Source organism: Ruegeria sp. YTSA105, from assembly GCF_059610225.1.
In genome coordinates this window covers 195,646-217,228 of sequence record NZ_JBXWNE010000005.1, presented here as the reverse complement: position 1 = coordinate 217,228, position 21,583 = coordinate 195,646, and the positions used below count along the sequence as shown (strand labels likewise).

The 21,583-nt window shown below is 57.7% G+C and carries 27 protein-coding genes and 1 tRNA gene; 11 read left to right on the top strand and 17 right to left on the bottom strand.

Going from position 1 to position 21,583, the window contains the following annotated elements:
* Positions 1-15: 15 nt before the first annotated feature.
* Together hisB and hisH are read left to right on the top strand one after the other, a co-directional pair.
* Positions 16-603, top strand: coding sequence for an imidazoleglycerol-phosphate dehydratase HisB (gene hisB / locus AC2FH2_RS09360; protein ID WP_496823380.1), 588 nt, complete (start codon positions 16-18; stop codon positions 601-603).
* A complete protein-coding gene (hisH, locus tag AC2FH2_RS09355; RefSeq protein WP_271949515.1) occupies positions 604-1,242 on the top strand; it encodes an imidazole glycerol phosphate synthase subunit HisH in 639 nt (212 codons plus the stop codon).
* 4 nt (positions 1,243-1,246) lie between these two features.
* Here hisH and AC2FH2_RS09350 read toward each other — a convergent pair whose 3' ends face one another.
* A complete protein-coding gene (locus AC2FH2_RS09350; RefSeq protein WP_271949514.1) occupies positions 1,247-1,654 on the bottom strand; it encodes a DUF2147 domain-containing protein in 408 nt (135 codons plus the stop codon).
* A gap of 134 nt (positions 1,655-1,788) precedes the next feature.
* Here AC2FH2_RS09350 and hisA point away from each other — a divergent pair, with 134 nt between their 5' ends.
* Positions 1,789-2,508 (top strand): 1-(5-phosphoribosyl)-5-[(5-phosphoribosylamino)methylideneamino]imidazole-4-carboxamide isomerase, encoded by a 720-nt coding sequence (gene hisA, locus AC2FH2_RS09345; RefSeq protein WP_496823379.1) that lies wholly within the window; start codon positions 1,789-1,791, stop codon positions 2,506-2,508.
* Between the two features lies 1 nt (position 2,509).
* On the opposite strand, the gene AC2FH2_RS09340 is transcribed toward hisA, so the two are convergent.
* Entirely contained in the window at positions 2,510-2,902 is a 393-nt protein-coding gene (locus AC2FH2_RS09340) for a DUF302 domain-containing protein (protein WP_271949511.1), read from the bottom strand.
* A 170-nt stretch (positions 2,903-3,072) separates the two neighbouring features.
* On the opposite strand from AC2FH2_RS09340, the gene hisF reads away from it, so the two are divergent.
* The 3 genes from hisF (at position 3,073) to AC2FH2_RS09325 (ending at position 4,776) form a co-directional block, all read left to right on the top strand.
* Complete coding sequence (hisF, locus tag AC2FH2_RS09335; RefSeq protein ID WP_281994914.1) at positions 3,073-3,834, top strand: imidazole glycerol phosphate synthase subunit HisF; 762 nt, start codon at positions 3,073-3,075, stop codon at positions 3,832-3,834.
* Positions 3,831-4,148, top strand: coding sequence for a phosphoribosyl-ATP diphosphatase (locus tag AC2FH2_RS09330; protein WP_496823378.1), 318 nt, complete (start codon positions 3,831-3,833; stop codon positions 4,146-4,148). Before hisF ends, AC2FH2_RS09330 begins: the two co-directional genes overlap by 4 nt.
* 61 nt (positions 4,149-4,209) lie before the next feature.
* A complete protein-coding gene (locus tag AC2FH2_RS09325) occupies positions 4,210-4,776 on the top strand; it encodes a hypothetical protein (RefSeq protein WP_142636866.1) in 567 nt (188 codons plus the stop codon).
* A 4-nt stretch (positions 4,777-4,780) separates the two neighbouring features.
* Here the strand turns inward: AC2FH2_RS09325 and AC2FH2_RS09320 are convergent, their stop codons facing one another.
* The 4 genes from AC2FH2_RS09320 to rlmB form a co-directional block, all read right to left on the bottom strand.
* Positions 4,781-5,251 (bottom strand): CoA-binding protein, encoded by a 471-nt coding sequence (locus AC2FH2_RS09320; protein ID WP_496823377.1) that lies wholly within the window; start codon positions 5,249-5,251, stop codon positions 4,781-4,783.
* A 201-nt stretch (positions 5,252-5,452) separates the two neighbouring features.
* Complete coding sequence (locus tag AC2FH2_RS09315) at positions 5,453-5,899, bottom strand: YHS domain-containing (seleno)protein (RefSeq protein ID WP_271949503.1); 447 nt, start codon at positions 5,897-5,899, stop codon at positions 5,453-5,455.
* 108 nt (positions 5,900-6,007) lie between these two features.
* Positions 6,008-6,286 carry a hypothetical protein gene (locus AC2FH2_RS09310; RefSeq protein WP_496823383.1) on the bottom strand — a complete coding sequence of 93 codons (279 nt, stop codon included), beginning with the start codon at positions 6,284-6,286 and terminating at the stop codon, positions 6,008-6,010.
* A gap of 15 nt (positions 6,287-6,301) precedes the next feature.
* Positions 6,302-7,075, bottom strand: coding sequence for a 23S rRNA (guanosine(2251)-2'-O)-methyltransferase RlmB (rlmB, locus tag AC2FH2_RS09305; RefSeq protein ID WP_496823376.1), 774 nt, complete (start codon positions 7,073-7,075; stop codon positions 6,302-6,304).
* Positions 7,076-7,191: 116 nt separating this feature from the next.
* On the opposite strand from rlmB, the gene AC2FH2_RS09300 reads away from it, so the two are divergent.
* Positions 7,192-7,275: transfer RNA gene (locus AC2FH2_RS09300), tRNA-Tyr, on the top strand.
* A 110-nt stretch (positions 7,276-7,385) separates the two neighbouring features.
* On the opposite strand, the gene AC2FH2_RS09295 is transcribed toward AC2FH2_RS09300, so the two are convergent.
* The 5 genes from AC2FH2_RS09295 to AC2FH2_RS09275 all read right to left on the bottom strand — a co-directional run bounded on the left by AC2FH2_RS09295 (position 7,386) and on the right by AC2FH2_RS09275 (position 12,819).
* A complete protein-coding gene (locus tag AC2FH2_RS09295; protein ID WP_271949499.1) occupies positions 7,386-7,907 on the bottom strand; it encodes a DUF2478 domain-containing protein in 522 nt (173 codons plus the stop codon).
* Positions 7,908-7,977: 70 nt separating this feature from the next.
* Complete coding sequence (locus tag AC2FH2_RS09290; RefSeq protein WP_496823375.1) at positions 7,978-8,643, bottom strand: NnrU family protein; 666 nt, start codon at positions 8,641-8,643, stop codon at positions 7,978-7,980.
* A gap of 105 nt (positions 8,644-8,748) precedes the next feature.
* Positions 8,749-10,812, bottom strand: a complete 2,064-nt coding sequence (locus AC2FH2_RS09285; protein WP_496793247.1) for an ABC transporter permease — start codon at positions 10,810-10,812, stop codon at positions 8,749-8,751.
* Positions 10,809-11,858 carry a quaternary amine ABC transporter ATP-binding protein gene (locus tag AC2FH2_RS09280; protein ID WP_496823374.1) on the bottom strand — a complete coding sequence of 350 codons (1,050 nt, stop codon included), beginning with the start codon at positions 11,856-11,858 and terminating at the stop codon, positions 10,809-10,811. The genes AC2FH2_RS09285 and AC2FH2_RS09280 overlap by 4 nt, the downstream gene beginning before the upstream one ends.
* 10 nt (positions 11,859-11,868) lie before the next feature.
* Positions 11,869-12,819 carry an ABC transporter substrate-binding protein gene (locus AC2FH2_RS09275; protein ID WP_142636848.1) on the bottom strand — a complete coding sequence of 317 codons (951 nt, stop codon included), beginning with the start codon at positions 12,817-12,819 and terminating at the stop codon, positions 11,869-11,871.
* Positions 12,820-13,205: 386 nt separating this feature from the next.
* Here AC2FH2_RS09275 and AC2FH2_RS09270 point away from each other — a divergent pair, with 386 nt between their 5' ends.
* A complete protein-coding gene (locus AC2FH2_RS09270) occupies positions 13,206-13,868 on the top strand; it encodes a DNA-3-methyladenine glycosylase I (protein WP_496823373.1) in 663 nt (220 codons plus the stop codon).
* Between the two features lie 44 nt (positions 13,869-13,912).
* A complete protein-coding gene (locus AC2FH2_RS09265) occupies positions 13,913-14,599 on the top strand; it encodes a hypothetical protein (RefSeq protein WP_496823372.1) in 687 nt (228 codons plus the stop codon).
* 3 nt (positions 14,600-14,602) lie between these two features.
* On the opposite strand, the gene AC2FH2_RS09260 is transcribed toward AC2FH2_RS09265, so the two are convergent.
* A complete protein-coding gene (locus AC2FH2_RS09260) occupies positions 14,603-15,007 on the bottom strand; it encodes a c-type cytochrome (protein ID WP_496706570.1) in 405 nt (134 codons plus the stop codon).
* 91 nt (positions 15,008-15,098) lie between these two features.
* Between AC2FH2_RS09260 and AC2FH2_RS09255 the strand changes: the two genes are divergently transcribed.
* On the top strand, positions 15,099-15,536 hold the full coding sequence (locus AC2FH2_RS09255) for a DMT family transporter (RefSeq protein WP_496823371.1): 438 nt from the start codon (positions 15,099-15,101) through the stop codon (positions 15,534-15,536).
* Here the strand turns inward: AC2FH2_RS09255 and AC2FH2_RS09250 are convergent.
* The 3 genes from AC2FH2_RS09250 to AC2FH2_RS09240 all read right to left on the bottom strand — a co-directional run bounded on the left by AC2FH2_RS09250 (position 15,520) and on the right by AC2FH2_RS09240 (position 18,640).
* Positions 15,520-16,206: an ABC transporter ATP-binding protein gene (locus AC2FH2_RS09250; RefSeq protein WP_496823370.1), complete on the bottom strand. Its 687-nt coding sequence runs from the start codon at positions 16,204-16,206 to the stop codon at positions 15,520-15,522. The genes AC2FH2_RS09255 and AC2FH2_RS09250 overlap by 17 nt on opposite strands.
* The gene (locus AC2FH2_RS09245) at positions 16,199-17,494 is read right to left on the bottom strand and encodes a lipoprotein-releasing ABC transporter permease subunit (RefSeq protein ID WP_142636836.1); all 1,296 of its coding nucleotides are present in this window, start codon (positions 17,492-17,494) and stop codon (positions 16,199-16,201) included. The genes AC2FH2_RS09250 and AC2FH2_RS09245 overlap by 8 nt, the downstream gene beginning before the upstream one ends.
* 63 nt (positions 17,495-17,557) lie before the next feature.
* A complete protein-coding gene (locus AC2FH2_RS09240; RefSeq protein ID WP_281972746.1) occupies positions 17,558-18,640 on the bottom strand; it encodes a DUF6492 family protein in 1,083 nt (360 codons plus the stop codon).
* Positions 18,641-18,887: 247 nt separating this feature from the next.
* Here AC2FH2_RS09240 and AC2FH2_RS09235 point away from each other — a divergent pair, with 247 nt between their 5' ends.
* Positions 18,888-19,247 (top strand): hypothetical protein, encoded by a 360-nt coding sequence (locus AC2FH2_RS09235; RefSeq protein WP_496712824.1) that lies wholly within the window; start codon positions 18,888-18,890, stop codon positions 19,245-19,247.
* Here the strand turns inward: AC2FH2_RS09235 and AC2FH2_RS09230 are convergent.
* Complete coding sequence (locus AC2FH2_RS09230) at positions 19,244-20,134, bottom strand: glycosyltransferase family 2 protein (RefSeq protein WP_496823369.1); 891 nt, start codon at positions 20,132-20,134, stop codon at positions 19,244-19,246. The two genes, AC2FH2_RS09235 and AC2FH2_RS09230, sit on opposite strands and share 4 nt — an antisense overlap.
* The gene (proS, locus tag AC2FH2_RS09225; RefSeq protein WP_271949474.1) at positions 20,118-21,458 is read right to left on the bottom strand and encodes a proline--tRNA ligase; all 1,341 of its coding nucleotides are present in this window, start codon (positions 21,456-21,458) and stop codon (positions 20,118-20,120) included. The genes AC2FH2_RS09230 and proS overlap by 17 nt, the downstream gene beginning before the upstream one ends.
* Between the last annotated feature and the right edge of the window lie 125 nt (positions 21,459-21,583).

Below are 21,583 nucleotides of genomic sequence, written 5' to 3'. Positions count from 1 at the left end.
AAAAGGAATTCGCCCATGCGCAGCGCAAAGATCAGCCGTCAGACCGCCGAAACCGATATCACGGTCGAGTTCAATCTGGATGGGACCGGCCAGTATGACAACCAGACCGGCGTCGGTTTCTTTGACCACATGCTGGATCAGTTAGCGCGCCATTCTCTGATCGACATGACGATCCGCGCCAAGGGCGATTACCACATCGACGACCACCACACGGTCGAGGACACCGGAATCGCACTGGGGCAAGCGTTGACACAGGCCTTGGGCGACAAAAAGGGCATCCGGCGGTATGGCGAATGTCACCTGCCGATGGACGATGCACAGGTGCGCTGTGCGCTGGATCTGTCAGGGCGACCGTTTCTGATCTGGAACGTAGACCTGCCGACACCCAAGATTGGCACCTTCGACACTGAACTGGTGCGCGAGTTCTTTCAGGCGCTGGCCACTCATGGCGGCATCACGCTGCATATCGACCAGTTGCACGGGTTCAACAGCCACCACATCGCAGAAGCGGCGTTCAAAGCTGTCGCGCGCGCATTGCGCGACGCGGTTGAGACCGATGCGCGCAAAGCAGATGCGATTCCGTCGACCAAGGGCGCGTTGTAAATGCTCACCGCCATTATCGACTATGAAAGCGGCAATCTGCATTCCGCTGAAAAGGCGTTTCAGCGCATGGCGCGGGAACTGGACGCCGGCGAGGTCGTGGTCACATCCGACGCGGATGTCGTGGCGCGCGCCGACCGGCTGGTGCTGCCCGGCGACGGCGCTTTCCCTGCCTGCGCGGCCGAGCTGCGCGGGCACAAGGGTATCTATGACGCGATGGTCGAAGCCGTCGAGCAGAAAGCCCGCCCATTTCTGGGTATCTGCGTGGGTATGCAGCTGATGGCCTCGAAAGGTCATGAGTACACTGACACCGATGGGTTGGACTGGATTGCTGGGGATGTGGTGCAGATTGCGCCGTCAGACCGATCGCTGAAAGTGCCCCATATGGGCTGGAACGATCTGGTGTTGGAAAGCGACCACCCGGTTTTTGCCGGGGTCAAGTCAGGCGATCACGCCTATTTCGTCCACTCATACCATTTCCGGGTCAGCGATCCGGCACAACGTCTGGCCTATGTGGATTACGGTCAGGACGTCACGGCCGTAATTGGCCGTGACACTATGGTCGGGATGCAGTTCCATCCTGAGAAAAGCCAGGATGTGGGCCTGCGCATGATCGGGAATTTCCTGACCTGGACGCCCTGAGCGGTTACTGAACCCGTGTCCAGTCCTGCCCGCGACACACCAATCCACCCGCAACACAACCTTTGACGGTCAGCTTGTTCTGGCTGTCCAGGGTCATTTTCGAGCTGTAGGTCTTGTCTCTGTCCGGAGCCCAGATCTTGCCTCCGCCATAGGTGCCGTCGCCATCGGACACCATATCCCAGATGATCTGCTTGCCGAGGTTTTCATATTCCAACTGTTCATTCCCGTCTTTGTCAAAAGCGGTATCGATGGTACCGCAAATCGCGCTGCCGCATTCGGCGATCGAAACATGCAGATATCCGCCGGTGTCTCCGGGCTGGGTTTTCCAAAGACCGTCAACCGGGTCGGCCATCGCCGCTCCCGAAATCAGTGATGCCAGCCCCAAGGCTGCTACAAAAGTTGTTTTCTTCATAAAATCCTCCCTATTTGACCAGCAGTCTGGCGCGCTGGTGGACGTGGGGCAAGATTGACTTTGCGTCGCGTTGCATCCCCTGCCCTGCCTGTGCGATATCCCGCCGGGAAAACAGCGATTCAAGGCCTGACAACATGATCCTCTATCCTGCCATCGACCTCAAAGACGGACAGGCCGTGCGCCTGCTGCGCGGAGAAATGGACAAAGCGACCGTGTTCAATGAAGACCCCGCCGCCCAGGCCCGTGCCTTTGTCGACGCGGGGTGCGAATGGCTACATCTGGTTGACCTGAACGGTGCCTTTGCCGGTGAGCCGGTCAACGCCGCCCCAGTCGAGGCAATTCTGAAGGAATGCAACGTTCCCGCCCAGCTTGGCGGCGGTATCCGCGAGATGGCCACCATTGAAACCTGGATCGACAAAGGTCTGGCCCGAGTGATTCTGGGCACAATCGCGGTCGAGAACCCGGATCTGGTGCGCAAGGCGGCCAAAGCCTTTCCCGGCAAAGTTGCCGTTGGCATTGATGCCCGCAACGGCATGGTCGCGACCAAAGGCTGGGCTGAAGAGACGAATGTGCAGGTCACTGATCTGGCGCGCAGCTTCGAGGATGCCGGCGTTGCTGCAATCATCTATACCGATATCAACCGCGATGGCGCGATGCAGGGCCCTAACATTGAGGCCACCGCGGACTTGGCCCGTGCCGTATCGATCCCGGTGATCGCTTCAGGCGGCGTCAGCTCATTGGATGATCTGATCGCTCTGCGTGATTGCGGTGTGGAATTGAACGGCGCGATTTCCGGCCGGGCGCTGTATGACGGCGCGATTGACCTGGCAGAGGCCATTCGCGCCCTGTCCTGATTTACTGCGCTGCAGCCGCAGTCAGCTTTGCCAGCGCCCCGCGCATTTTCTCGATGATGGGAGAGTTTTCGACCGCGTCGAACTCATCCATCGTCTCTTTTGGATCTTCATAGATCAGCCAAACCTGACCGTCGGCATCTTCATACGCTTGCACCTTGAGCGGCAGGAACAGTCCGGCACGCGGGTCGATCTGCATTGCAGGCGTACCCAGCGCAGGATTGCCGAAAATCAGCACCTGATTGGGCGGGATCGGCGTTCCGACTTTTTCGGCCCCGGCCGCGTGGTCAACCCGCGCAAAAACCGTTGCACCAGCGTTGCCAATCGCCGTCTCAAGCGCGTCCAGCGCCTGGGTCACCGATTTGTCGGTCTTCATCTTGATGATATCGTCAGCCATTGCGGCAGCTGCTCCTGCGAAAATGAAAGTGGTTGCTAAAAAGAGTCTACGCATCTCATTGATCTCCTGATGAATTGGGGACAGTTTTCACACGTTCCAGAGTTGTGACAATCACAAGTCTGGCATCGGCGGGGCTTTGCCGTTAGAGGTGCGCCAACAAAGGACGAGAGATGCTGAAAACCCGTATCATACCCTGTCTGGATGTCGCCGATGGCCGCGTTGTCAAAGGCGTTAACTTTGTTGGCCTGCGCGATGCGGGTGACCCGGTGGAATCCGCCAAGGCCTATGACGCGGCAGGCGCTGACGAGATTTGCTTTCTGGACATCCATGCCACCCATGAAAACCGCGGGACCATGTTCGATGTGGTGCAGCGCACAGCGGAACAGTGCTTTGTACCCCTGACCGTTGGCGGCGGCGTGCGGACCAAGGAAGACGTGCGCGCTCTGTTGCTGGCCGGTGCAGACAAGGTCAGCTTCAACTCGGCGGCAGTGGCAAACCCGGATGTGATCGCCCAAGCCGCCGATCAATTCGGCAGCCAGTGCATTGTCTGTGCCATCGACGCCAAGACTGTCAGTCCCGGCAAGTGGGAAATTTTTACTCATGGCGGACGCAAGCCCACTGGCATCGACGCGGTTGAGTTCGCCAAAACCGTCGTCGCCAAGGGCGCGGGTGAAATTCTGCTGACCTCGATGGATCGCGATGGTACCAAAGCCGGGTTCAACTTGCCGCTGACACGCGCCATTTCGGATGCTGTGAATGTGCCAGTGATCGCCTCGGGCGGGGTTGGAACTCTGGATCATCTGGTCGAAGGCGTCACCGAAGGCGGTGCCAGCGCTGTCCTTGCCGCATCGATCTTTCACTTCGGCGAATACACCATCCGCGAGGCCAAGGAACACATGGCCGCCGCTGGCATCCCGATGAGGCTGACATGAGCATTCTCCACGACCTGGCCCAAACGATTGAGGCCCGCAAAGGGACGGATCCTGAAGGCAGCTGGACCGCCAAGCTGTTGGCCAAAGGCCCCGAGAAATGCGCCGAGAAATTCGGCGAAGAGGCGGTTGAGGCCATCATTGAGGCGGTCAAGGGCGACCAGGCCAAGCTGACCTCAGAGGCGGCGGATGTACTGTATCACCTGCTGGTCATGCTGGCCGCGCGCGATGTGGCGCTGGATGATGTGTTGGCCGAACTGGTCCGGCGTCGGGGCACCAGCGGCATCGCGGAAAAGGCCGCGCGACCCAAGGGGTGACGCAGGTGTTGTCGATCCATTATTCTGATCCTGACAGGTTCGCAGGTCAAAGGGCGCGCAGATGATCAGAGCTTTGGTATTTGGACTGGCGCTAGCCGTTCTGGGGTCCTGCGCAATTGCCCCGCCGTCCACCAGTGATGAAGTTCAGCGCCTGGCGTCTGAAATCCGCAACCTCGGGCCTGACATCGACCCTGAAGAGGCCAACCGCGCCGCGCGCATTGCCTATGCCTACACCGATCAACTGGCTCAGGAATATCAGATCACCGACCCGCCACTGATCCACAATGCCAAAGTCAACAAGGGCCTGAAGCCGCGCGGACTGTGTTGGCACTGGGCCGAGGATATCGAACGGCGGCTGGATCAGGAAAACTTCCAGACGCTGGAAATGCACCGCGCCATCGCTAATGCCGACAACCCGTTCCGGATCGACCACAGCACGGCAATCATCAGCCGCAAAGGCGAGACAATGTATGACGGTGTTGTGCTGGACCCCTGGCGCTATGGCGGCGTGCTGTACTGGACGCCCTTACCACAAGACACGCGCTATGACTGGGTTCCGCGCGAAGTGGTTCTGGAAAAGCGGCGTTTGGAACAATTCGGCGAACTGCAACCATATCTCGGTGAATAACCGCTCAGAGTTTCGACGAAATCATTCCGGTGGCAAAACCACCCATGCGCAATTCGCCATACAAACGCTGATATTCGATCTTCGGGCAGCGGTTCATCACGACATCCACCCCGCGCGCCTGCGCTGTGGCCGCAGCCGTGGTATGTTCTATTCCAATCTGCATCCAGATTGTGCGCAGATTGGGAAACGCCTCAAGCGCCTCGTCCACTATGGGTGGTACAGCTTCGGATCGGCGAAAGATATCGACCATGTCTACCGGTTCGGAAATCTCGGATAGCGACGTACGGATTGTCTGGCCAAACAGCATCTTGCCCGCATGGCCGGGGTTAACAGGGATCACTTTGTATCCCCTGAGTGACAAATACCGCGCCACATAATAGCTGGGTCGCACCGGATTCATCGACACGCCCGCCACCGCAATGGTTTTGGTACGCTTTAGAATCTGGGTCAGGAAATCATCGGAATATTCAGTCATTTGCGCACCCTAGTCGCCCTTTCCAAAAGAAAAAAGCGCCCAGGAATACCTGAGCGCCAGTTGTTGGAACGAGGGACAGTGAAATGACCCGCGGCAGTTCCGTTCCGCGGTCACTGTGACATTTAAGCATGAGTTCAGAGAAAAAAAGAGGTAGCGCGCAATTTTGTGATGACAGATCAGAAAAAAACGACCGCCGCCCTGTTATTCATACAGAACGCTTGGCCAATGCGCCTCGGCCTCGCGGATATAAGCTGCGGTATCGCGTTGCCAGATGCGCTCGATTTCTGGCGAGTGGGTCAGATATAGCCGACCGTCAATCACCTGCCAAATAGTCGGATCGGTGCTGACAAGCTCTCCTTGCGCCATTGCGAAGGCGCAGTATCCGCCGAACTGAGGTGCATAGGCACGCGGATTCATCTCAAACGCGTCCCGATTCTCAGCGGTGGCAAAGTGCCATTCGGCGCCTTTCCACATAACCGCATATTCAGGCTGACCCCGAACAGGCGTTTCGCCATTGAAATAGGACACCGCATCATATCCGGCCATAGCTGCACCGTCCGTACGATAGAAGACGGGCAGATCCTGCGCAAACGCAGGAAGAGCAATCACACAGGCGGCAATCGCGCCAAAAAGGAAACGTCTGTTCATGGTCATCGGATCACAAATAGAAACTCAGGGTATCAAGATGCAATTTATTATCGCAACTGAAACCCCTTTTAACGCGCTTGTGAACATTCGAACCGTCAACGCCAGCCTTTAGTCGAAAATGTCCTCGATCAAATCCCAGGCTTCATCCAGCACCCGTGAGAAAACGCCTTTTTTCTTCTTCTTTTTGCCTTTGTAGGGACGATCCTGCTTGGCTGTTTGACGGTTCGCCTTGGCATCGTCCAGTTTGCGCTTTGGCATCATCTTGAGGTTATGCAACGGGGCACCGCAGCTTGAACAACTGAGCTCTTGGCGCTGCGTGCCTTTTAGAACAAGCGCTGCCCGGGTCCCACAATAACAGCAGGTCGCAATTTTGGATGGCGTGGAAATGGCGTTCTCCTGTCGTTATCTTTGCCTAGTAGCATATAGGGCAATCGCCGCCGCATTTGAGACATTGAGGGAACCAAACCCGCCCACAGCGTCAATTTTGACCAACTTGTCGACGGTTTCTTTGGTTTTTTGCCTCAGGCCCGGTCCCTCTGCGCCTAACACCAATGCCACTGGCTGGTCCGGGTTACCTCCCAAGGCGGCCTCGATCGTGTCGTCCGCCTCGCCGTCCAGTCCTAGGACCAGAAACCCCATTCCCTGCAACTCGACAATGGCATCAGCCAGGTTACGCACCCGCAGATAGGGTTGACGTTCCAGTGCGCCGCTGGCGGTCTTGGCCAGCGCGCCAGTTTCCGGCGCCGCGTGATGGCGCATACCGACTACAGCGCTGGCTCCAAGAACCTCAGCTGATCGTAGAATCGCTCCGACATTATGGGGGTCGGTCACGCGGTCTAACAAAATGACGCGCGGGTGTTCGCGCCCGATGCAGTTTTCCGCCAGACCACCCCATTCCAAAGGCTTAACCTCAAGGGCCGCGCCTTGATGAACCGACCCCGGGTCGATCGGAGCGGTAAATTTGCGTGGATCAACCATCTCGGGCTCAATACCTGCAAATTCAATGGCTTCCACCAGCTTGTCCCGCGCATTCCGTGTCACAATCAGGTGCAATTTTGTGCGGTTTGGGTTCATCAGCGCATCCCGCACTGCATGCAGACCAAACAGCCAAACAGTTTCGGATGCGGCAGCTTTGCGCGCCTGTTCTTTTTCGACGACCCACTTGGGTTTCTTCATTTCTTTGGCCTCCGGGCCGCGAATTCGGTTTCCTGCGTCAAAGCAGTATTTTCCTGTTGACGCTCCTTTAGAGCGCTAGTAATCACGCCTCCACGTCAGGTGCAACGCCTGACAGTGGGCGACAGGCCGCAAGGTGTGGCAGGGGACTGTAACTCCCTCGCGGAGACGCACGCCTGGTTCGATTCCAGGGTCGCCCACCATTTTCTTCCAGACATCCAGCAAGCTTTGCCAGCGCGGGTGATGGATGGCTGATCACACCGCACCATGCAGAAATTGGCAGGACCAATGGCCCCGCCTTATGACCGTTCTGTCAGGCGGCAGCTTCACGTTGCGCAGTGACCCGGTCAAACCAGGCCAAGATCGCCTCAAGGTCGGGCTCAATCTGCTCGGCACCGCCGCCCGTAAATTCTTCGAATTTGGCCGTGTTCAAACCGTTCACCCCGACAAGAACCGGAATGTCCTGCGCCAGTGCTTCAGCGATGACCGGGCGAAAACCGCGCCCATCCGCCTCGTGCTTGCCGAACTTGTTAACGATCAGCAAATGGGGATTCTCTGCCAGCGATGCCGTCACATATCCAACTGCCCGCTCAAGTGCCGCAGGGTCGAGACGGCAGCCGCGCGACTGAGTACCCAAAGACTGCGAAATCCGGATGGTCTCGCCCTCGGGCAGGACACGGACGTCCATGTCGCACTTGCTGCTGTCGGCGCATTCGGTGTTGGTTTGCACCACACCCGCCAACTGCGCATCTACCGCCAAAAGGCGATCCGCAGCCGCGCTCAGCAGACGGTCGGTTGCACCGCGGTCGGTGGTCGTAACATAGGCGAGGTACATGCAAATCCCCTTGTCGCAACAATTCGAAACATCAAATAGCACGCACGACCCGCCCCGACCACCACTCAGCTTATTGCAGCGGAGACAATCCGATCACCGGTTCGTGTAGGTGAAGCAGGATTGCAAATGCCGCCAGCGCTACAAACCCGATCCAAACAGGCGGCCAAGGGCGTGGCGCACGCAAAGAAAACCTTGCAGTGTTGCGCGACAGCCGACCCCATTCAGCACCCATCTGACGGGATTTGCGTCGATCAATCAGCGGCGGCCCCATCGCAGCAAATACCGCAAACAAACCGAACAAAATCACGTGGGACAGGCTGCCATTGGCCAGCAGATGAGCGACGGCCCACACCAACAGCGCCACCAAAACCGGGTGGCGCGTGGTGCGCAGAATGCCGGGCTTTTCCGGATCGAACGGGCGCTGGCCTAAACCACCAAATGAAAACGGGTTCTGGATCGTCAAGCCCGCAACCGCGAGCCAGCACACAACGGGCATCATCAGAACGGGAATCCAGCGGAATATCCAAATGGGTGGGATCACCTCGACATACGGGGCTTGCGCTGCAGCGATGATCAACCAACCCAGAACCAGCAGAGACAAGATGGAATAAGCCACGAAATACCCGCGCCGTCCGAACGTAGTGATCAGACGATCGCGCACAGCGGGGCGCGCTGGTATCGCATGGGTCGCCAGAAACGCTATCAGTGCAGCAAAGAATAGGGGCCAGCCTGCCATGGTAGTCTCCGATCATTTGCGCCAGGTTTAATCACCGGCGCCGGAACGTCCTTGCCCGAAATCAAATGAGGCAGAGAGGCGGTTGTTCCGCCTTTCTGCCGATGTTTACAGGCCCAGCGCCTTGCGACGTTCCTCGGCAAAGCCCTGCACGATGCGGTCAGCTATCAGCGCAAGGATAGCCATCGCCGCCCCTGCTGAAATCCCCAACCCCACATCCGCCTGGCCCAGCGCAAGGTAGATCGACTGGCCCAGACCGGTGGTTCCGATCAGCGCAGCGATCACCAGCATGGCAAAGGCGTAAAGGATGGTCTGGTTCAGACCCAGTAAGATAGTCGGCGCAGCATAAGGCGCGCGCACGTCACGCATGATCTGCCACTCGGTCGCGCCACTAGAGATGGCGGCCTCCATCATCTCATCCGGTGTATTGACCAGCCCGTGCCGAGTGTAGCGGATCATCGGAACAACGGCATAGGCGCAGATTGCCAGAAAGGCCGAAAACTCGCCGATCTGAAACACCATCAGCACAGGAATCAGGAACACGAACAGTGGGATCGTCTGCAACATGTCACAGACGGGGCGGACCACCTTCCAAACAGGCAACCAGACTGCACTGGCAAGACCAATCACACCACCGACTACGGCACAAGAAAACACCGCAGCACCGCTCAGATACAGCGATAACAGCGCGCGTTCCCACAGGCCCGAGACAAGAATGGTACAGAGCAATCCGACCGAAAGCGCCGCCAATCGCCAGCCCCCTGCCACCCACCCCAACGCGGCGGCGGCAGTCAGAACGAAAGGCCAGGGCAGATTGGCAATGCCGGTTTCGAGCATCCCGATCAGGATCAGCATCACAAGCCCGCCGGTCAGGTGTCCGCGCCATGCCATTAGCACAGCAATCGCTGCGGCGGCGGCGAACAGGCCATAGCTCATCACGGGCGTCCACTGAAAACCCCATGTGAACGGCAGCACGGCCTGGTCCAAACCAATCCGAAGCGGCAGCAGCACATAGAACAAAGAGTTGTTCTTGAGCGCGTCAAGCCACGGCCCATTAGCCTGGGTAAACGCCGTCAGCCCGCCGTCAATCACCCCGGCCAGCGGGTCGAGAATGGTCAGTTCGGACGGGTTCGGCAGCCTGGTCCAAAAGGCAGCGGTGAACAGCACGGCAACGCCAATTACTGCCCAGGCGACACGCTGGTCATAGCGTTTACGTTCGGTCGCCAGCGTCCCGCTCATCCGGTCGATGACGACGGCAAAGACCACGATCACCAGACCGGCCATCAAGGCTTCGCCGAACTGTGCCTTGCGCATGGTCAGAAGAACCTCCCAACCGATATCGTTGAAGCCGCCAATGACGGCTGCGATGATAACCATCGACAGCGCAGCCATTAGGCACTGGTTCACACCGACCATGATCTGCGTGGCTGCAGCCGGGATCTCGACCTGAAACAGCTGTTGAAACCGCGTGCCGCCGGACATGATGGCAGCCTCTTTGATTTCCGGTTCTACCCGCTCCAGCCCCAACATCACGTTGCGCGCCATCGGAGGGGCCGCATAGATGGCCGAGGCGATCAGCCCAACCACAGGACCGAAACCAAACAGCAGCAGCAGCGGTGTCAGATAAGCGAATGTCGGCACGGTCTGCATCACGTCCAGCACGGCCTGCACAAATGACTTCACGCGCGGAACTTCGTTGGCAAGGATACCGATAGCTCCGCCCATGATCAGCGCAACCGGCACGGAAACGGCCACTAACGCTAGGGTGTTCATACTTTCGGCCCAATAGCCCGATGCCAACACAAAGCTAAGGCCCACAAAGCCCAGCGCCGCCATCGGCAAGCCGCCCAGATACCAACCCAGCGCAGTCACCAGACCGATCAGGATGGGCCATGGCGTATTGCCGAGCACAAAGTTGGCCCAGTTCATGGGATAGGCCATGAGATCGGAAAACAGCCGCGCCGCCGGTTTGATCCCGTTCAGGAACCAGTCCAGAAACGTGCCTACCCATTGCGTTGCAGGCAGTTCCCAGCCTGCGGGCCATTTGACCAGCCAGGGCGCGACGCCTTCCAGCGCCAGACACAACGCACCGACGATGACTGTGATCAGTGCGGCGCGCGCGCCAATGCTCAGGCGCGCCTGCGGCACAGAAACTTCCGTCGCTACAGTCATGTTTCATCAACCTGCAGGGCGGCGGCCAGATCGGACGGATGAACCGTTCCGACGATGTTACCATCGGCATCCCTGACGGGCACCGGTTCGTATAACTCCATGCAATGCGCCAATGCAGCGTTCAATGTCATCGAGGTTGTCAGGCCAGGGTCATCTGGTCCCCGCTCTCCGTCTTGGCGCATGACCGATGCGACCTTGGCATGCTGACCCTTGGCGACATCCTTTGAAAACTCTCGCACGTAATCGTCCACCGGGCGCAGTACGATATCGGTGGGTGTACCGATCTGGACTATCTTGCCGTCGCGCATGATGGCAATCCGGTCGGCCAGTTTCAGCGCCTCTTGAATATCGTGGGTGATGAAGACGATGGATTTCTGCAACGTCGCCTGAATGCGCAGGAATTCATCCTGCAACTGACGGCGGATCAAGGGATCGAGGGCCGAGAATGGTTCGTCCAAAAACCAGATATCGGGGTTCACGGCCAGAGACCGGGCAATCCCGACGCGCTGCCGCTGACCACCCGAAAGCTGACGCGGGAAGCTGTCTTCGCGCCCTTCCAGCCCGACCAACGAGATCACCTCCTGCGCGCGGGCCTGCCGCTCTTTGCGGCTAACACCCTGAACACGCAGCGGATAGGCGACGTTTTCGGCAACGGTCATATGCGGGAACAGGCCGAAATGCTGAAATACCATGCCCAGTTTTTTGCGGCGCAGCTCGGTCATGACTTTCTTTGACGCGCCGATGACGTTCTCGCCATCCACACGGATTTCGCCACCCGTTCCCGGCAAAAGCTGCGAGATACAGCGGATCAAAGTGGACTTGCCCGATCCGGACAGGCCCATGATCACAAACAGCTCGCCCTCCTTGACCTCGAAATTGGCATCCTGAACGGCGGGGATGAACCCGTTTTCCCGCAGATCGGCAGCGGCTTTGTCAGCGTCATTCCCTGACCGAGACAGCGCGTCGGTCAGGGCTTTGTCAGCGCCGGGGCCAAACACCTGCCAGAGATTCTGGCAGGCGATGGCTGGCGAATTTACGTCAGTCACTGATGTCAGCTCACTGCGTTGCCGCGTCAACAACAGGGCGCCATTTGCCTTCGTTTTCAGCCATCCAAGCGGCGACGACCTCTTCGACGGAACCACCATCAACGTCGATCGCACCCATCATCGGCTGCTGATCTTCGACCGCCAGCTGATAGTTGGTCAGGATTTCATAGGCGGCGGGCCATTTGTCTTCCATGCCGCTCCAACCCGCCTTGAAGATGCGCGACGGCGAGAAATCGCAATCGTTCACAGCGTTCGGGTTCGGGCCCCAAGCGGGATCGGTGAAACAGGCGTCTTCCCCGGCTGGCAGTTCGACGAATTGCACATCATAGGCCGACATGGCCCAATGCGGCTGCCAGAAGGTGATCAGCAGCGGCGAGTTGCGCTCGGTCGAGGCCCGAAGCTCGGCTATCAAAGCCCCCTCGGAACCTGCGGGAACCGCTTTGAACGGCAGATCCAGGCCCACCATACGGTCAGCGCCGGGCGTACCCCAATCAGCCGGGTAATCGACCAGACGGCCCCCGGGCAGCGTTTCGGCCGTCGCAAATACCTGCGCGCAGTCCTTCAGCGCTTCCCATGCGGGCAGGCCGGGACACAGATCAGCCACATGCGCGGGATAGGCGATGCCTTCTTTGGCGTCGAGGCCCAGATCGCCGATTTCAACGACGGTGCCTTCGTCAATCTTCTTGGCATATTCATCCGATACGTTGGACGACCAGATTTCCAGGGTCGCGTCGATGTCACCATCGGCCAGCGCCTGGAACTGATTCATCATGCCTGCGGTCACATATTCCACATTGTATCCGGCAGCTTTCAGCATCTCACCCGCGACATGGGTGGTCACGTGCTGGCCAGTCCATTCGTTGATCGCCAGTTTGATCGGCTGATCCACGGCCCCCATCTCGGCGGCATAGGCAGAGCCTGCAACGGTCAGCGCCATCAGGCTTACACTCAGTTTTTTCATTGATTTTCTCCCTGCAATATTCGTTTTGCCCGGTCCGGCGCGTTGTTACGCGCCAGTCGGCTTGTCATGTGACAAATCCATGTCGCAACATGCACAAAAACTGGCGAAGAAGGGAAGCAGACAGTTCGGCGCGGCACGGAATAACTCGCCCCTTTGCCCAAGTGTTTCCCCTCTTTCAGCATCATGCTAGGCGCCCGCGCCCACTGCATTTCCCCAGCATTGCGGTGCGGATATTGATTGACGAGTCAATCACAAACCAGAATCACCCACTTTGTCGAGCATTTCTTTTGGGCTTGGGATGTTTTTTTACCTTGGCAGGCATGTGTCCCGGGCCACCTTGCAACACCGACCGCAAAACGCGACGCTAGGTTTGGAGGATTCTGCAGATGCGCCATTTCGACGAGATTTTCGCCATAGCCGCCAGCCGTCACGGCGGGACAGATGCCCTGAGCAACAAGCTTTCCAAACCCAAAAGCCCTGCGGAACTGGCTGAAATGCCCGAAGATCGCTGGCTGTCGATTATCACGAAATGCATCTTTCAGGCCGGGTTTAACTGGAAGGTCATCGAAAACAAATGGGACGGGTTCGAAACCGCTTTTGACGGGTTCGACATTGGACGCTGCGCCTTTATGGATGACGAAAAGTTCGATGCTCTGCTGCAGGACACTCGAATCGTGCGCAATGGCACCAAGATCGCCACGGTCCGCGACAATGCTGCCTTTTTGCTGGAACTGCGCCAAGAAGGTGGCGTCGGAAAGATTCTGGGAGGGTGGCCTTCGGATGACTATGTCGGTTTGCTGAACATGCTGAGCAAGCGAGGGTCGCGTCTGGGTGGCGCATCGGTGCAATATGCAATGCGATTTGCGGGGCGTGACAGTTTCATCCTGTCACAGGATGTGACCGCACGGCTGGTGGCCGAGGGCGTGGTCGATAAGCCGCCGACATCGAAAAAGGCCATGGCCTCGGTTCAAGCGGCATTCAACACATGGATGGAACAGTCCGGGCGATCTCTGACGGAAATCAGCCGCGTCCTGGCAATGAGCCTGTAAAAAAACCATTTGCACACGAGTGCTGCCAGAATAGATTTTTTGTCATGTTGCGCCTCATTTTGATGACGTCCCTTTTGGTACTCACCGCTTGCGGTCGCCCCCTGACTGATCAGGAGGCTGCTTTTACCCGCACACTTCAGGGTGATACGCTGAAACTCAACAAAGTGCGGTTGGTCGAAGGCGCACCAGTTGCGCCAATAACTTTCTATCGTAAAGATCGGTCACGCCTTGCCTGCCGCGAGCGCATTTTTCCCGCCCCGAAAGAAGGTGTCGTCACCGCAAAACCCGCGGCAGTGGCCCTGTTCAACAAGGTCTATTTCACCCGGGACTGGTATCTGGACGATTACATGTCCGAATTCCCGGATCGGATGAACCTGATCGCGGCGATGTTGCTGGGTCATGAACTGACCCATGTGTGGCAATGGCAAAACCGCAAGAAGACCGGCTATCATCCGCTGCGCGCCGCAGCCGAGCATGGCGGGAATAACGACCCCTATCAATTCGATCTGGAGAGCTCGCCTGATTTCCTGTCCTACGGGTACGAACAGCAGGGGGCCATTGTCGAGGAATACATTTGTTGCCGGGCGCTGGATCCTTCGGCACCCCGCACCAGGCGTCTGCACGAGATGCTGGGCGCACATTTCGATCTGGCTCCGCTACGTGGTGACAAGCGTGAAAGCGCAGTGGTCATCCCCTGGGCCGATGCCGAGATCAAAGGAATCTGTCGGTAACGTTCAGTTGACCTGCAGCGTCTGCAGATAAGCCACCAGATCCACGATCGGCTGGCTGGTTAGGATCGGCTGCCCATCTGGTGTTTTCATCGCCGTATCCTGCCCTTCGAAATACGGTCCATAGACTGGCATCGGGCTGCCATGGCTGACCAGCGGGTCTCGTCCATCTATGCGCGCCACAACACGAGCGGTCGGGAAAACCCCTTCGCTGCTTGCAAGCCGCGTCAGGTCAGTTGGCTGAATAACAAGGACGCCTGCCATTGGACCATAGCCCGTCGCGTCGATCCCGTGGCAGGTTGCACAATAATGCTGGTACAGCTCGGCGCCGGTATCTGCATCCTGCGCGCTGACCTGAGACGCCGTCACAAACGCCGCTATCGATAGCGCCCCCATTGCCTGTCTGATCATCACATCCTCCTGTCAGATTTGACATTTTCAGGCTTGCCCGTGCCTGGGCTTGGCGCAATGATCCAGATCAACGAGGCAATAGGAAAACCACATGACACAATATGCTGCTATAATGCTTGTGGCTGGAATTGGGGTTCCGATCCTTGCCGCGTTGAATGCCGCATTGGGCAAATTGATCGGGTCGCCAACAACAGCGGCTGTGGTCCTGTTTGCGATAGCCTTTGCATCAAGTGCAGCGTTGATGGTGGTTTTTCCCGGCTTTGGAGCCCTTTCAAAAATGGCCGATGCCCCCAAGCACCTGCTTCTGGCCGGTGTGCTTGTCGCCTTTTACGTTCTGTCGATCACCCATGTTGCGCCACATTTCGGGGTCGGCAACGCGGTGTTCTTTGTCATTCTTGGGCAACTCGTCAGCACTGCAGCCATCGACCACTTCGGCTTGTTTGGCGCTCAGGTCACCCCGCTGACATGGGTTCGCGCAAGCGGTATCGCAGTGATGGCTGCAGGCGTTGCCATCACTCAACTGGCCTAAGCGCGCCTCCGTCCAGCCTCAGTGTTCGGTCCATCCGGGCGGCAAGCTGCATGTTATGTGTCGCGATCAGAGCCGAGAGCCCCTCGTCCCGCACCAAAGCCATCAATGCGTCAAAAACCTGATCCGAGGTTTCAGGGTCCAAATTGCCTGTCGGCTCATCCGCAAGAAGAACCCGAGGTTTGTTGGCCAATGCGCGGCAGAAAGCCACGCGTTGCTGCTCACCGCCAGACAGGGCGGCCGGCCGGTGATCGGCGCGCGCGGCGACGCCGACATGATCCAGAAGGGACATCGCCCGTTCCTGGGCTGCCCTTTCGGACACGCCATTGGCCAGCTGCGGGAGGGTAATATTCTCCAACGCGCTGAATTCTGGCAACAGATGGTGGAACTGGTAGACAAAGCCGACATCCTGCCGCCGCAAGGCAGTACGTGTGCGATCACCTTTCCCCGTCACGTTCTGGCCCACGACCTCAACCGATCCTGTGTCGGGTGTGTCCAACAATCCGGCAATATGCAACAGCGTCGACTTACCGGCACCAGAGGGCGCCACAAGAGCCACGGCCTCGCCCGCACGCAGGTCCAAATCGACACCGCGCAATACCTGAACCTCACCCGGCTTACCTTTGAGATAAGTCTTGGTCAGACCGGCCAATCGCATCATTACATCACTCATAGCGCAGCGCCTCAACAGGGTTCAGCCGCGCCGCGCGACGGGCGGGGAAATAGGTGACCAGAAATGACAGGCCCAGAGATAGGCCAACAGCCTTGAGCACATCCGACAGATGCAGTTCAGCTGGAAGCGCATAAATACCGCGGATGGACGGATCCCAAACACCGCCCCCCATTACAAAGTTCACAAAGCTGAAGATCGGGTCGATATAGATCGCAAAGAGACAGCCCAGCACCACGCCCAACCCAGTGCCGATGATCCCGGTAAACGCGCCGCAGATAAAGAACACGCGCAGGATCGAGCCTTCGCTCAGCCCGATGGTGCGTAAGATGCCGATGTCTCGGCCCTTGTTTTTCACCAGCATGATCAGACCCGAAACGATGTTCATCGCGGCGATCAGAACCAGGATCGACAGAATGATGAACATGACATTGTCTTCCACCTCAAGCGCACGCAGGAACCCGCCCGAGGCATCCTGCCATGTCCAGATCTGACTGCGCTCACCTGCGGCCTCAAGGATGGGGATCAGGATCGGCGTCAACTCTTCGGGGCGGTCGACCATGACCTCGATCTCATCGGCCACGCCCTCGCGGTTGAAAAATCCCTGCGCCTGTTCGAAGGGCATATAGACCCGCGTCCGGTCGATGTCATAACGCCCGGCCGAAAACACATAAACCACCTGATAGGCATTCACCCGGGGAGAGGTGCCAAACGCGGTCTTCACCCCATTGGGCGAGGTCAGCTTGATGGTATCGCCCACCGTCGCCCCGATGCTGCGCGCGACACCTGAACCTATGGCAATGACGTCCTGGCCGTTCTGAAACATCGACAGATCACCAACCGCCTGTTCGCTTTCGGCGACACCTGGCAGTTCCAGCAAATCTTCGGGCTGGATGCCAAATACCTCAACCCCGCTGCTGCGGTCGCGATTGGTGATCAGAACCTGACCTTTCACCAAAGGTGCTGCACGCTGAACGCCTGGAACCTGAGCGATCCGGTCGGCCATGTCCGTATAATCCGCAATAGTGCGATCTACCTGCCCCTGCGCAGTGAACTCACCCGATGAATACACGGTCACATGGGCGTTAGCCCCCAGAATGGTTCCGACAAATTCGGACCGGAAACCGGACCTGACGGCCAATGTGGCGATCAGCGCAAACACTGCCAGGGTAATCCCGATCAGCGAAATCCATGTCATCACGCTGACGCCACCTTCAGCACGGCGCGCACGCAGGTATCGCCAAGCGATTTTCCACTCAAAAAGCGCAAATGGCGGTGGTGTCTTGGCCATGTCTGCTCCGCTGGTTTTGTTTTGTGGCGACCCTCTCGGCAATTCGACCGGGGGTCAAGCCGGTTATCCGCCCACTTCGACTTGCCCGGTCAAAGCAGCGGTTCTGTTCAAGGCGGCCTCGGCGATGGAACGATCGCAGATACCGCGGCTTTCCAGCTCGTGAAACACCCGGTTTCGAATGTCGGCGGGCAGCTTGTAAAGCGCTCTGTTATGCAAGCCTAGGGTCAGAGTTTCCGGATCGTCCAGCCGGGAAAGCTCATCAGTCAGTTTCTGCGCCGAAAAGGATGGCCACAGCCCTATGCTAGTGTTTCCCGAGGGTTCGAACCAAGGCGCAAAACCGGCTTCGGATTTCAGACAAAATGCATTCAACAACATAAACTCAGACGGGCGCCTGCGAGAGGCAAATAGCGACTGAACCGATCCGTGGCGCGCATTTATCTCTTGCAGCAGATCCAGGATCAGCGACCGGCGCACAGGATAAGGCGTTGCGAAATTTGTTGTCTGTATACCGTCCGTTTCCGGGATCGACGCGCCCAGCGCATCAAAGCTCTGTTCCAGCCAGCGTCTGTGATAATCGCTGTTCACACCGATAAACGGAATCCGCGCCGCACCACTGTCCGAGAAAAACTCGGCCTCCTGAAAGGGGCGCAGAAACAGGTTCTTGGTGTCCAGTATTACAATGTTTTCTGTCGAGGCAGCCCGAGCAGATCCCAATTTCAAAACCTGCTGTGTCCGGTATCCGTTGTTGCCACGCCATCCACCCTTGCGCGCGCCCGGAATGCGGTATCGGTTTTCGACCAATATCCTGTCCGAGATCGACCGGCGCGCGCATTGCCCAGGAGCCAGCAAAACGTCATCGCCGCTCAGGACTTCAACTTTGGGTCGCAACGGGCCGTAAGAAGCCAAAATCGGTTCCACCATCGCGCGCAGTGCCGGTTCGTCCACATCGTTCATGATCACCCGGATCGAGCCGACCTGATCAGGGTCAACAAATCGGGCAAAAGACAATGCCTGCAATTCAAGCAAGGGGAAGTCTTTGGAATAGACGACGGTTGTGAAGCTCAGCAAACCGTGGATCCTTTTGTGATTTTCGGCCCGTGTATCAGCAAATTCCAGGTGATCCAATTCCGCAAGAAATTCAACCATCGGCGAATCAGGTCGGGGTTTTTCAAAATACGGATGATTTCCACATGCCGCATTATACCCTTGGTTGTGAAGCCCTTCACAGACAGCACCGCATTGTTTCAGCTATGAAGTCAATGTGAGCATTCAGGGTGAAACTGCACTCATAATGCAACATTTTAGGCGCAATATTATTTCGCTTTTTGATTATTTAAAGAAACTTTGTCACCCTACTTTGTGGGGGAATTCATTTCCAGAGCGGGGGTCGCTCATGAATATTCGTACTGAAACAGAACAACCGGGCGCAATTTCGGCCCGGAAACTATCTACAGAAATTGATTGCGAGACCGCAGCACTGCTGCGCGCGGCGATACGCCCGATATTTTCCGGTGCCGCAAGCTGGGGCAATCTGACGGATATCCTGAAAGATAAAGGGTACCATTTGGCGTTTCGACAGGGGCGGTTATGTATCACCGATCGCATGACTGGCGACCGTGTTTGCGGAATACGCTTTCTGGGGTTCGAATTTAAGGACCTGGTCAATCGCTTGGGCCGTCCGATCGTTGTTTCACGCGGATCCGAGGCTGATGGTGATCTGCTATCCGTCCGACCGACTGCGGCAGGCCACTAATAGCGCCGCCAAAACTGTACGGATCGGCGGGCCGTTTTCCATAGGCTATGGCGTGCCGCCAGTTTGATCCCGTCTGGGGTATCTGGGCGCCGCAGTAATTCGATCATCAGATTGGCAGGCATGTGTCCGCGGCGGTAGAACCGGAAGAAATCCTGTTGGGTCAGGGTCCGCGCTGCATTGAAACCTGAATAGAATTGAACCCAGACGCGGGCATAATCCTCGGCGGTTTTGACAATGTCGCTGGTTATGCCCCTGCCCCAGAACATGGAAACAGGCTCATCCGTGCGCTCTCCCTGATATCTGGCAGCGACAAGCCTCAGCATCAGGTCATAATCCGCAGCCACCCGAAACTGCGTGTCATGCCCGCCAAGCGCCTGAAACACATCCCGCCGCAGCAACACCGAATTGTGGCAGAACGGCATCCGCTGCAGGATCGCTTTGAGCGACATGCGCTTTTCCCGACTTTCCGAACCGTCCTCGTATTTGCGCAGGGTCGAGCCATACAGGAAATCCGGTCGAGATTCCGCAAGCCGGTCGGCAACGGTGTTCAAAATGCCATCCGATGCCAACGAGTCATCCGAGTTCAGGAACAGCAGATATTCACCCTGTGCAGCCTCGGCGCCTTTGTTCATGGCATCATACAGGCCAGTATCAGGCGCGCTGATCACGCGCGTTCGTGGTGCACCTGCCGTCAGCTCTTCCAGAAACGCCACCGTGCCGTCATTCGATGCGCCATCCTGAATGATATGTTCGGCCCGGTCGCAACTCTGCCGGGCCATACAGGCTATGACTTCGCGGAAACTGTCCTGCCGCCCTTGGGACAGAAGGTTATATGTCGCCGTGATGACCGAGATCAGCGGCGTGTCGGTTTCAGGCAATGCGCTCATAGATCTCGGCGATCTTGGTGACGGCGGCTTCGGGGCTCAACTCTTCGCTTTCGCCTGTGCGGCGGCAAGTCAGTTCCACCACACCGTTCTTCAGGCCGCGCGGGCCGACCGTGATCCGCCAAGGCAGGCCGATCAAATCCATCGTGGCGAATTTACCGCCTGCCCGTTCGTTACGGTCATCATAAAGTGGCTCCAACCCCAGCACGGTCAGCGCGGCATAGAGTTTTTCACAGGCTGCGTCCGCTTCGTCATCGCCTTGTTTCAGGTTCACGATACCGCAATGGAACGGGGTCACGCCCTCTGGCCAGATGATGCCCTTGTCGTCATGGCTGGCTTCAATGATCGCGCCAACCAAGCGGCTGACACCGATGCCGTGGCTACCCATATGGACCGGAACCGGTTTGCCATCGGGGCCTTGAACGGTTGCCCCAAGGGGTTCGGAATATTTTGTGCCGAAATAGAAGATCTGGCCAACTTCGATCCCGCGCGCCACACGGCGCCGATCTTCCGGCACCTGATTGAACAGCGCCTCGTCATGCGTCTCGTCGGTGCGGGCGTATTTTGAAGTGAACTCTTCCAGAATGGACTGACATTGACCACGGTCGTCATAGTCAATCTGACGGTCGCCAAAAGTCAGGTCGGTGACGGCGCTGTCATAGAATACCTCAGACTCGCCGGTTTCAGCCAAAACCAGGAATTCATGCGTATCGTCGCCACCGATTGGGCCGGAATCGGCGCGCATCGGGATCGCCTGCAAGCCCATGCGCTCATAGGTGCGCAGATATGTAACCAGGTGGCGGTTATAGGCGTGCAGCGCATCCTCTTTGGTCAAGTCGAAATTATAACCGTCCTTCATATAGAACTCGCGGCCCCGCATCACGCCGAAACGCGGACGGATTTCATCGCGGAATTTCCACTGGATCTGATAGAGCGTCAGCGGCAGGTCCTTGTAGCTACTGACATGACCCCGAAAAATGTCGGTCACCAGTTCCTCGGCAGTCGGGGTAAAAAGCATGTCCCGGTCATGCCGGTCTTTCATGCGCAACATTTCCTGGCCGTAGTCGTCATAACGTCCGGATTCGCGCCACAGATCTGCCGATTGCATGACAGGCATCTGAATGGCGATGTGACCCGCCCGCGCCTGTTCTTCGTGCACGATGTTTTCCAGCTTGCGCAGAACTTTGAACCCCAGCGGGAGCCAGGAATAGATCCCAGCAGCGGCCTGCTTGATCATGCCCGCGCGCAGCATCAGCCGGTGGCTGACGATCTGAGCCTCGGAGGGGTTTTCCTTGAGAACGGGCAGAAAGTAACGGCTGAGGCGCATGGCTTGACCTTTAGAGGTAAAATTCGACTTCAAAGGTGATTATGCCAAAGCCCCGCCGGGGGCAATCACGCATTGGGGTTTTACGACCACGGGCCTGTCGGTTTTTTGATTGACCCGCCAGTTAG